Genomic DNA, 10178 nt, shown 5'->3' on the forward strand with positions numbered 1-10178 from the left:
GCCGGGTTCCTCGTCGAAGAAGTGCGGGCCCGTCTCCTCCACGGCCGGGGTGACACCCGGGGGCGGGGCGAGCGATTCGCCGTCCTTCGGGGCCGGGCGGCTGGTGCCGGGCACCCAGGCGGCGCCGTTCCAGTACCGGACGTAGCCGGGGATGGACGGGTCCGGGTAGTAGCCCTCGCGGGGCCGGTCGTCACCGGGGGCCGGGGTTGGGGCGCTCATGTCCGTCGTCCCGTATCTGCTCGTGGGTGGGATGGGGCCTCCCACATCTATCAGACGCGGGCACGCGCCACCGCCAGTCCCGCAGGACCCACTCCATCCGGGCAACGCCACGCGCGCCGCCCGGACCGGGCCGAAAAAATTTTCTCCGGACCCGCGTAATGCGCGGGCCGTTGCCCCCTCTCCCCTGGTACGGGCCCGCGCCGAGCGGACCCGCGCAGTCCCCGGCACGAAAGGAAACCCAGGTCATGCAGCACACCGTGGTGGAGCGGGAGCTCGAACTCAAGCTGATCCTGTCGCCCGAGCGGAGCATCCCGGTCCCGGCCCGGCTCGTCTACCGCTCCGACGACCCCTACGCCGTCCATGTCGTCTTCCACATCAACTCGGAGTTCCCGGTGCACTGGACGTTCGCCCGCGATCTGCTGGTGGAGGGCGTGTTCCGGCCGTGCGGGCACGGGGACGTGCGGGTGTGGCCGACGAAGTCGGCGGGGCGCAGCGTCGTCCTGATGGCGCTGACCTCGCCCGACGGGGACGCGCTCCTGGAGGCGCCGACCCCGCAGGTCTCCGCCTGGCTGGAGCGCACCCTGCGGGTGGTCCCGCCGGGCACGGAGGGCGGGCAGCTCGGCATCGACGACGCCCTCGACCAGTTGCTCGCCCGGTGAGGCGGGCCGCAGCGACGCGCCCGGCGGCCTCAGAAGAGCTTGCCCGGGTTGAGGATGCCGAGCGGATCGAAGACCTGCTTCACCGATCGCTGCATCTCCACCCCGACCGGCCCGATCTCCCGGGCCAGCCAGTCCTTCTTCAGCACCCCGACGCCGTGTTCGCCGGTGATGGTGCCGCCCAGTTCCAGGCCGAGGGCCATGATCTCGTCGAAGGACTCGCGGGCCCGGCGGGACTCGTCCTCGTCCGCCGCGTCGAAGCAGACGGTGGGGTGGGTGTTGCCGTCGCCCGCGTGGGCGCAGACGCCGATCGTCAGGCCGTACTTCGCGGCGATCCGGTCGATGCCCTCCAGCATGGCGCCCAGCTTGGAGCGAGGTACGCACACATCGTCGATCATCGTCGTGCCCTTGACCGCCTCCAGCGCGGTCAGCGAGAGCCGCCGGGCCTTGAGGAGCAGCTCGGACTCGGCCGCGTCCTCGGCCGGGACGACCTCGGTGGCGCCGGCGGCCTCGCACAGGGCGCCGAGGGCGGCGAGGTCGGCGGCCGGGTCCGGGGTGTCGAAGGCGGCGAGCAGCAGTGCCTCGGTGGTCTCCGGCAGGCCCATGTGGGCCAGGTCGTTGACCGCCTTGACGGTCGTACGGTCCATCAGTTCGAGGAGCGAGGGGAGGTGGCCGCCGGCCATGATCCGGCAGACGGCGTCGCAGGCGCTCGCGGCGGAGGGGAACTCGGCGGCCAGCACGAGCTGCTGGGGCGGCTTGGGCTTGAGGCCGAGGACCGCGCGCACCACGATGCCGAGGGAGCCTTCCGAGCCGACGAACAGCCGGGTGAGGTCGTAGCCGGCGACGCCCTTGGCGGTGCGCCGTCCGGTGGACATCAGCCGGCCGTCGGCGAGGACGACGTCCAGGCCGAGGACGTACTCGGCGGTCACGCCGTACTTCACACAGCACAGGCCGCCGGAGCCGGTGCCGATGTTGCCGCCGATGGTGCACATCTCCCAGCTGGAGGGGTCCGGCGGGTAGTACAGGCCGTGCTCCTCGACGGCGCGGGAGAGGTCCGCGTTGATCACGCCCGGTTCGACCACGGCGACCCGGTCGACGGGGCTGATCTCCAGGATGCGGTCCATCTTGGTGAGGGACAGCACGATGCAGCCGTCCGAGGCGTTGGCCGCGCCGGACAGTCCGCTGCGGGCGCCCTGGGGGACGACGGGGACGCGCAGTGCGGTGGCGGTGCGCATGACGTGCTGCACCTGCTCCACGGTGCGCGGCAGGACCACGACGGCGGGGGCTCCGGCGGGGCAGAAGCTGGCCATGTCGTGGGCGTAGGCGGCCGTGACGTCGGGGTCGGTCAGCACGGCCTCGGGGGGCAGTCCGGCCAGGAGCAGGTCGGTGAGGCTGCCGGTTGCTGCGATGGCTTCGATGGCTTCATCGCGACGTGCTTCGATGCGGCTCATGATCACAGGTTCGCACTCACGGCCATCGGTGTGAACCCCGTCAGCCTCTCGCCACGCCCGGCGCGATCTTCTTGTCATATTGACGCACAGTGAGCGCCATGGACAACCGAGTGAGCGAGCCGGGAACGCCCCTGCCGAGCGGGCCGCCCGCGCCCCGCCGTTCCCGGCGGTTGCTGCGGCGGGTACTGATCACCGCGCTGACCAGCGGGGTGGTCGCGGGAGCGGTCCTTGCCATCTGGCCGGGGATCGACCCCGAGGCCGTGAGTCCGCCCGCCCCGGGGCCGCGGGCCCACCGGGCGCAGCTGCGCGCCCCGGTACAGGCGGCGCAGGCGCTGACCGCGGTGACCTCCGGGATGCCGGCGACGCTGCCGGCCCTGACGGCGCTGATCGGACAGCAGGAGCAGCGGGTGCGGGCCCAGCCGCAGGACGCGAAGGCGTGGGCGGTGCTGGGGACGGCGTACGTCGAACGGGGGCGCGCCACCGCCGGGGCGGCGGACTTCCCGCGGGCCGAAAAGGCGCTGGAGACCTCGCTCCGGATGGTGGACGAGGAACAGAACCTCCAGGCGCTGGACGGCCTGACCGCGCTGTCCCTGGCACGCCGTGACTTCACCGAGGCGAAACGTTACGCCGAGCAGGCCCAGGAGCTGGCGCCGGCGCGGTGGTCGTCGTACTCCCAGCTCATCGACGCCGATACCGGGCTCGGCGACTACGACGCGGTCGGCGACTCCTTCGACAAGCTGATGGCGCTCAAGCCGGGTGCGGCCGAGCGCCCCGCGGTGATGGCGCGGGCCGCCGCGGTCTACCGCGACCGGGGCTGGCGCGAGGACGCGGTGGCCCAGCTGACCGACGCGGCCGCCGCCGCCCGCACCCCCGCCGAACAGGCCGCGTATCTCACCCAGTTGGGCCAGCTGGCCTTCGAGCGCGGCGACCTCCAGGACGCGCTGCGGCACTATGACGCGGCCCTGCGCCAGGACGCCGACCAGCCGGCCGCGCCGGCGGGGCGGGCCCGGGTGCTGGCGGCGCTGGGCCGTTCGACGCAGGCGGTGACCGCGTACCGCACCGCGCTGGCCCGCCGCCCGGACCCGCGCGACGCGCTCGAACTGGGCGAGCTGTACGAGTCGCTGGGCATGGCAGCGCAGGCCCGCGAGAGCTACGACCGGGTGCGGGAGCTGGCGCAGCGGGAGACCTCGAACGGGGTGGACGACGAGCTGGTGCTCGGCCGGTACGAGGCCGACCACGGGGACGCGCAGCAGGCCGTGGAGCGGCTGCGCGGCGAGTACGACCGCCAGCCCGGCACCGAGGTGGCCGACGCCCTCGGCTGGGCGCTGCACCGGGCCGGCGAGGACGACGAGGCCCTGGAGTACGCCACGACGGCCACGGACGGCACGAAGGGCGGGGGCGTGCGCAGCGCGCTGTACGCCTATCACCGGGGCGCGATCGAATCCGCCCTGGAACTGGACGGGCCCGCCCGGCGCAGCCTCCAGGAGGCGCTCCAGATCAGCCCGGCGTTCTCCCCGCTGTGGGCCCGCGAGGCGAAGTCGGCCCTGGCCGCGCTCGGGAATCCGCCGGATGTGGCGGTGCCGGGCTGAGCCGTGACGGGGACCGGCCGGTGGGTGCGGCACCGGGCGGTCCCCGTCATGCGGGGGGTGGCGGTCGCTCTGTCCAGAGGTTGCGGTCTAGAGGTTGCCGCGCTTCTCCTGCTCGCGCTCGATCGCCTCGAACAGGGCCTTGAAGTTGCCCTTGCCGAAGCCCATCGAGCCGTGCCGCTCGATGATCTCGAAGAACACCGTCGGACGGTCCTGGACCGGCTTGGTGAAGATCTGGAGCAGGTAGCCGTCCTCGTCGCGGTCGACCAGGATCTTCAGCTCGCGCAGGGTCTCCACCGGCACCCGGGTCTCGCCGGCCCACTCGCCGAGGGTCTCGTAGTACGAGTCCGGGGTGTTGAGGAACTCGACGCCGGCCGCGCGCATGTCACGGACGGTCTGCACGATGTCGTTGGAGTTCAGCGCGATGTGCTGGACGCCGGGGCCGCCGTAGAACTCCAGGTACTCGTCGATCTGGGACTTCTTCTTGGCGATCGCGGGCTCGTTGAGCGGGAACTTCACCTTCAGGGTGCCGTCCGCGACGACCTTCGACATCAGCGCGCTGTACTCGGTCGCGATGTCGTCGCCCACGAACTCCTTCATGTTCGTGAAGCCCATGACGTTGTTGTAGAACCCGACCCACTCGTCCATCTTGCCGAGTTCGACGTTGCCCACGCAGTGGTCGATCGCCTGGAAGGTGCGGTGCTCGGGCTGCGGCACGATCGGCTGGGCGGTCACGAAGCCGGGGAGGTAGGGGCCCTCGTAGCCGGTGCGCTCGACCAGGGTGTGCCGGGTCTCGCCGTAGGTGGCGATGGCCGCGAGGACGACGGTGCCGTGCTCGTCCTTGACCTCGTACGGCTCGTCGATGGAGCGGGCGCCGTGCGCGATGGCGTACTCGTACGCGGCGCGGGCGTCCGGGACCTCGATGGCCAGGTCGATGACGCCGTCGCCGTGCTCGGCGACATGCTGCTCGATGAAGCGGCCCCACTCGCTGGACTGCTTGATCACCGAGGTGAAGACGAACCGGGCCGAGCCGTTCTCCAGGACGTAACTGGCGGTCTCGCGGCTGCCGTTCTCCGGTCCGGAGTAGGCGACCAGCTTCATGCCGAAGGCGGAGGAGTAGTAGTGCGCCGCCTGCTTGGCGTTGCCCACGGCGAAGACGACCGCGTCCATTCCCTTGACCGGGAAGGGGTCGGCCTGCCGGGCGGTCGCGTCGGGAGTGTGCTGTGTGGTCTGCGTCATAGCGGAAGGGTGACCGGACTCTGCAAGGTGCGCAATAGTTTCCGCATTCACTGGGCATTTTGTTAAGTGAAACGGCCCAGTGGCCGGACTTTCTGTACATGATGACCACCCCGGGAGCGGCTGTGGCGATCGATCATCTGGACGGGCAGATCATTGTGCTGCTGGCGCGGGAACCGCGGATCGGCGTGCTGGAGATGTCCCGTCGGCTCGGGGTCGCCCGGGGCACCGCGCAGGCCCGGCTCGACCGGCTCCAGTCCAACGGCGTGATCCGCGGCTTCGGCCCCCAGGTGGACCCCGCGGCCCTCGGCTATCCGGTCACCGCGTTCGCCACGCTCCAGATCCGGCAGGGCCAGGGGGCCGACGTACGGGCCTACTTGACCACGGTGCCCGAGGTACTGGAGCTGCTGACCACGACCGGCAGCGGGGACATGCTGTGCCGTCTGGTGGCCCGTTCGAACGCCGATCTGCAACGGGTGATCGACCGGGTCGTCGGCTTCGAGGGCATCGTGCGCGCCTCCACGGCGATCGTGATGGAGAACCCGGTGCCGCTGCGGGTGATTCCGCTGGTGGAGCAGGCGGCGGAGGAGTGAGGGGCCCAACGGACGACTGACGCGCGGGAGTTGATGCAAAGAAGTTGATGCAAAAGAAGCGTTGCAAAGGAGGCTTTGCATAGCTACCTTTGTACGCATGACGGAGCACGAGACACCGAAACAGCGCCGGCTGGACGCCCGCTCACTGCGCGGGCTCGCCCATCCCCTGCGGATGCAGCTGCTGGACGCCCTGCGGGACCACGGCCCCGCCACCGCGTCCCAACTGGCCGAGCGGCTCGGTGAGTCCAGCGGTGCGACCAGCTACCACCTGCGCCAGCTCGCCGACCACGGCTTCGTCGAGGACGCGCCGGAACTGGGCAGGGGCCGGGAGCGCTGGTGGCAGGCGGTCGCCCAGGGACTGGCGTACGACAGCACGGACTTCGAGGACGCGAGCCCCGAGGTACGGGGTCTTACGGAGGTCTTCCTCCAGGAGGGCGCCGCCCGGCACGCCCGTGAGCTGGCCGCCTGGCTCGGCACCCGCGACGCGTGGTCCCCCGCGTGGTCCCGGGCCACCGACATGAGCGACATGAAGCTGCGGCTCACGCCCGACCTCGCGCTCGAACTCATCGAGAAGATGCACGAGTTGATCGACGGCTACCGCGACCGCGAGGTCGCCGCAGACGCTCCCGAGGCGGAGCAGGTCCGCGTCCACACGCACCTGTTCCCCATCGACGCGAAGTGACCCGACATCAACGCGAAGCAACCCGACCCGAAGTGAGAGGCAACGCCATGGAGATCAACGCCCAGCTCGCCCGGCAGCACCGCGCCGACCTCCGCGCCCGGGCCACCGCCCACCACCTCGCCGCCGCGGTGCAGCCGGCGACGGAACTGCGGACCCGCGTCGGCTGGACCCTGGTCGACCTGGGGCTGCGGCTCGTCTCCGCACCCCGCCCGGCACTGGCGGTCGCGCGCTAGCAGCTCGGTACCGGGCCCTTTCCGGTCTCCAGGGCGCGCAGGGAGTCGACCGCGCTCTTCAGGGTGGTCACCGGGACCAGGCGCAGGCCCTTGGGGAGATCGCCGCGGGCGTCGGCGCACTCGGCCCTCGGGACCAGGAAGACGGTGGCACCGTCCCGGCGGGCGGCCTGCGTCTTGAGGCCCACCCCGCCGACCGCGCCCACATTGCCGGCCTCGTCGATCGTGCCCGTACCGGCGACGGTGCGGCCGCCGGTGAGATCGCCGCCGTGGCCGTCGCCGTGCAGCTTGTCGATGATCCCCAGCGTGAACAGCAGGCCCGCGCTCGGGCCGCCCACGTCCGCCAGCTTCAGCGTGACCTCGACCTTGTCGGGGCTCAGATCGAGGTACTTCAGCGCCGCGCTGGTCGCCGCGTCCTGCGACTGCCGCATCTGCGCCGTGTTGTGCTGCTCGATCTCCTTGAGCGTGTTGCCGCTCGGGTACACCGCGTCGCGGGGCATCACGGCCCGGTCGGTACGGAACCAGTCGCCGGCCAGGTCCGAGAGGGTGAGGCGGGCGTCGGGGCCGGTCGCCTCGATGGTGACCATCCGCAGCTGGCCGCTCGTCCGGCGGGTGTCGGCGCCCTTGACCGTGATCACCTGCGCGCCCCGGTTCGAGCCCAGCACGTTCGCCGTCATCCCGGGCTGCGCCACGGAGAACGGCAGCGGCGCGAACACCGCGGTGGCGAGGAGCGCGACGACGGGAAGCGCGCACAGGGTGAGGGCCTGGGGGCGCGTGAGACGTGAGAGCACGGGTTCAATTTACGTGACGTGTGCCGTCCGGCGGCCTGGCGGTGACCGTCAGGGGCGCATGGCATCGGTTTCAGCTGCCGTCGGGTGGGGCCTTCGCGCGCGGTTCCCCGCGCCCCTCAAGGGGCCTCTGCGGTGCCCTCGACGCGCCCCGGGGCTCAGCGCAACGCCTCCGCCACCTCCCGGGCCGCCTCCACCACCCTCGGGCCGACGCGTTCCGGGACGGAGTCCGCGAGCATGACGACGCCCACGCTGCCCTCCACCCCGGTCACCCCCACCAGTGGCGCGGCCGCTCCGCACGCGCCGGTCTCCAGTTCACCCTGGGTCAGGGTGTAGGCAGGTTCCGCGGCGGGGGCCCGGCGGGCGGCCAGGATCGCGCGGCCCGCGGCGCCCCGGTCCAGCGGGTGCCGGAAGCCCGCGCGGTACGCCACGTGGTAGTCGGTCCAGGTCGGCTCGACCACCGCCACCGCCAGCGCCTCCGTGCCGTCGACCAGCGTGAGATGCGCCGTCGCGCCTATCTCCTCCGCCAGCGACCGCAGCGCGGGCAACGCCGCCTCCCGGACCAGCGGATGCACCTGGCGCCCGAGCCGCAGCACCCCCAGCCCGACGCGGGCCCGGCCGCCCAGATCACGTCGTACCAGAGCGTGCTGCTCCAGCGTGGCGAGCAGCCGGTACACCACGGTCCGGTTCACGCCCAGTTTGGTGGACAGCTCGGTGACGGTGAGCCCGTGGTCGGTGTCGGCGAGCAGCTTGAGGACGCGCAGTCCCCGGTCGAGCGTCTGAGAGGTCTCCGCGGTCACGACGCCCACTCCTTCGGCGGTGAGGTCGGCGTACCCCCGAGCGGGAAATGCGTCACCGAGTCCCGTCGGCGACGCGCTCCAGAGGCCGCCGATCGGCAGGACGGCCCGGCGGCTCCGGACCCTGTCGCTTTCACGGCTGCGCTCCGCGGCGGCGCTGCCACGGGGCGTTGCGTAGCGGGACAGTAGCGAAGCGGGTTCGCTGAGCGGAAGTCTTGGTCCAGAATCCGGGCAAGGACGAAGACGAACTGACGGTATACGTCCGGATACGTACGGCAGCGTAACCCGACGTGTCAGCCGCGCGTCAGCGCATCCGGGTCGCCCACTCCTGCACCTTGGTGATCCGCTGCTTCAGCTGTCCCGCCGTCGCCTCCGCGCTCGGCGGTCCGCCGCACACCCGGCGCAGCTCGGTGTGGATCACCCCGTGCGGCTTGCCGCTCTGGTGGACGTAGGCGCTCACGAGCGTGTTGAGCCGCTTGCGCAGCTCCATCATCTCCTTGTGGGAGACCACGGGGCGCCGCTCGGCGGGCAGTTCGAGCAGATCGGCCTCGGTGTCCGGCTTCTTCTTGCTGTGCGCGATCTGCCGGGCCTGCCGCTTCTGGAGCAGCATCTGCACCTGGTCGGGCTCCAGCAGTCCGGGGATGCCGAGGTAGTCCTGCTCCTCCTCGCTGCCCGGGTGGGCCTGCATGCCGAACTCGGCGCCGTCGAAGAGCACCCGGTCGAAGACGGCCTCGGACTCCAGCGCCTCGAAGGAGAACTGCTCCTGCTCGCCGGTGTCCTCGTCCTGCTCCTTGTTCGCCTCCTCCATCTCCTTCTCGGACTCGGCGTACGGGTCCTCCTCGCCCTCCTTCTTCGGCTTGTCGAGGGCGTGGTCCCGTTCCTTCTCCATCTCGTTGGCGAAGGTGAGCAGGTCGGGCACGGTCGGCAGGAAGACGGAGGCGGTCTCGCCGCGCCGCCGGGAACGCACGAAACGGCCGACGGCCTGCGCGAAGAACAGCGGGGTGGAGATGGTGGTGGCGTACACGCCGACCGCGAGGCGGGGCACGTCGACGCCCTCGGACACCATGCGGACCGCGACCATCCAGCGGTCCTCGCTCGCGCTGAAGTCGTCGATGCGCTTGGAGGCGCCGGTGTCGTCGGACAGGACGACGGTGGCCTTCGTACCGGTGATCTCGCGGATCAGCTTGGCATAGGCGCGGGCGGAGTCCTGGTCGGAGGCGATGACGAGGGCGCCGGCGTCCGGGATGGCCTTCCTGACCTCGGTGAGCCGCTGGTCGGCGGCGCGCAGCACGCTGGGCATCCAGTCGCCGCGCGGGTCCAGCGCGGTGCGCCAGGCCTGGCTGACCGCGTCCTTGGTCATCGGCTCGCCGAGCCGGGCGGCGATCTCGTCACCGGCCTTGGTGCGCCAGCGCATCTGCCCGCTGTAGGAGAGGAAGATGACCGGGCGCACGACGCCGTCGGAGAGCGCGGAGCCGTACCCGTAGGTGTAGTCGGCGGCCGAGCGGCGGATGCCCGCGTTGTCCTCCTCGTACGTCACGAAGGGGATGGGGTTGGTGTCGGAGCGGAACGGCGTACCGGTCAGCGCGAGCCGCCGGGTCGCGGGCTCGAACGCCTCCAGGCACGCCTCGCCCCAGGACTTGGAGTCGCCGGCGTGGTGGATCTCGTCCAGGATCACCAGGGTCTTGCGCTGCTCGGCGCGGTTGCGGTGCAGCATGGGCCGCACGCCGACGCCCGCGTAGGTGACGGCGACGCCGTCGTACTCCCGGCCGAGCGGCCCGGCGCTGTACTCCGGGTCGAGCTTGATGCCGACCCGCGCCGCCGCCTCGGCCCACTGCTTCTTCAGGTGCTCGGTGGGCGCGACCACGGTCACCTGCTGCACCACGTGGTGGTGCAGCAGCCATGAGGCCAGCGTCAGCGCGAAGGTGGTCTTGCCGGCGCCG

At 71.7% G+C, this 10178-nt stretch carries 11 protein-coding genes; 5 read left to right on the plus strand and 6 right to left on the minus strand.

Annotation, left to right across the window (positions count from 1 at the left end):
• On the minus strand, positions 1-219 hold a 219-nt coding region (locus tag CCN72_RS25570), incomplete at its 3' end, for a DUF2510 domain-containing protein (RefSeq protein WP_143664198.1).
• Between the two features lie 245 nt (positions 220-464).
• Here CCN72_RS25570 and CCN72_RS25575 point away from each other — a divergent pair.
• Complete coding sequence (locus CCN72_RS25575; RefSeq protein WP_086809963.1) at positions 465-878, plus strand: SsgA family sporulation/cell division regulator; 414 nt, start codon at positions 465-467, stop codon at positions 876-878.
• 29 nt (positions 879-907) lie between these two features.
• Here CCN72_RS25575 and CCN72_RS25580 read toward each other — a convergent pair whose 3' ends face one another.
• Entirely contained in the window at positions 908-2332 is a 1425-nt protein-coding gene (locus CCN72_RS25580; RefSeq protein WP_086809964.1) for an FAD-binding oxidoreductase, read from the minus strand.
• 92 nt (positions 2333-2424) lie between these two features.
• Between CCN72_RS25580 and CCN72_RS25585 the strand changes: the two genes are divergently transcribed.
• Positions 2425-3915 (plus strand): tetratricopeptide repeat protein, encoded by a 1491-nt coding sequence (locus CCN72_RS25585; RefSeq protein ID WP_086809966.1) that lies wholly within the window; start codon positions 2425-2427, stop codon positions 3913-3915.
• Between the two features lie 87 nt (positions 3916-4002).
• On the opposite strand, the gene hppD is transcribed toward CCN72_RS25585, so the two are convergent.
• Positions 4003-5151, minus strand: a complete 1149-nt coding sequence (gene hppD / locus CCN72_RS25590; RefSeq protein WP_086809968.1) for a 4-hydroxyphenylpyruvate dioxygenase — start codon at positions 5149-5151, stop codon at positions 4003-4005.
• Between the two features lie 122 nt (positions 5152-5273).
• Here hppD and CCN72_RS25595 point away from each other — a divergent pair, with 122 nt between their 5' ends.
• From CCN72_RS25595 to CCN72_RS25605, 3 genes are all read left to right on the plus strand, one after another.
• Positions 5274-5741: an Lrp/AsnC family transcriptional regulator gene (locus tag CCN72_RS25595; protein WP_037651437.1), complete on the plus strand. Its 468-nt coding sequence runs from the start codon at positions 5274-5276 to the stop codon at positions 5739-5741.
• A 97-nt stretch (positions 5742-5838) separates the two neighbouring features.
• The gene (locus CCN72_RS25600; RefSeq protein ID WP_086809970.1) at positions 5839-6423 is read left to right on the plus strand and encodes an ArsR/SmtB family transcription factor; all 585 of its coding nucleotides are present in this window, start codon (positions 5839-5841) and stop codon (positions 6421-6423) included.
• Between the two features lie 47 nt (positions 6424-6470).
• Entirely contained in the window at positions 6471-6656 is a 186-nt protein-coding gene (locus CCN72_RS25605; RefSeq protein WP_086809971.1) for a hypothetical protein, read from the plus strand.
• On the opposite strand, the gene CCN72_RS25610 is transcribed toward CCN72_RS25605, so the two are convergent.
• The 3 genes from CCN72_RS25610 to CCN72_RS25620 form a co-directional block, all read right to left on the minus strand.
• Positions 6653-7444 (minus strand): S16 family serine protease, encoded by a 792-nt coding sequence (locus CCN72_RS25610; RefSeq protein ID WP_086809972.1) that lies wholly within the window; start codon positions 7442-7444, stop codon positions 6653-6655. The genes CCN72_RS25605 and CCN72_RS25610 overlap by 4 nt on opposite strands.
• 155 nt (positions 7445-7599) lie before the next feature.
• Positions 7600-8241, minus strand: coding sequence for an IclR family transcriptional regulator (locus CCN72_RS25615; RefSeq protein WP_085568547.1), 642 nt, complete (start codon positions 8239-8241; stop codon positions 7600-7602).
• Between the two features lie 301 nt (positions 8242-8542).
• The coding region (locus CCN72_RS25620) for a DEAD/DEAH box helicase (protein ID WP_244174446.1) at positions 8543-10178 on the minus strand (1636 nt) is incomplete at its 5' end.

Origin of the sequence: Streptomyces murinus (assembly GCF_002154555.1) — a bacterium.
GTDB classification, from domain to species: Bacteria; Actinomycetota; Actinomycetes; order Streptomycetales; family Streptomycetaceae; genus Streptomyces; species Streptomyces murinus.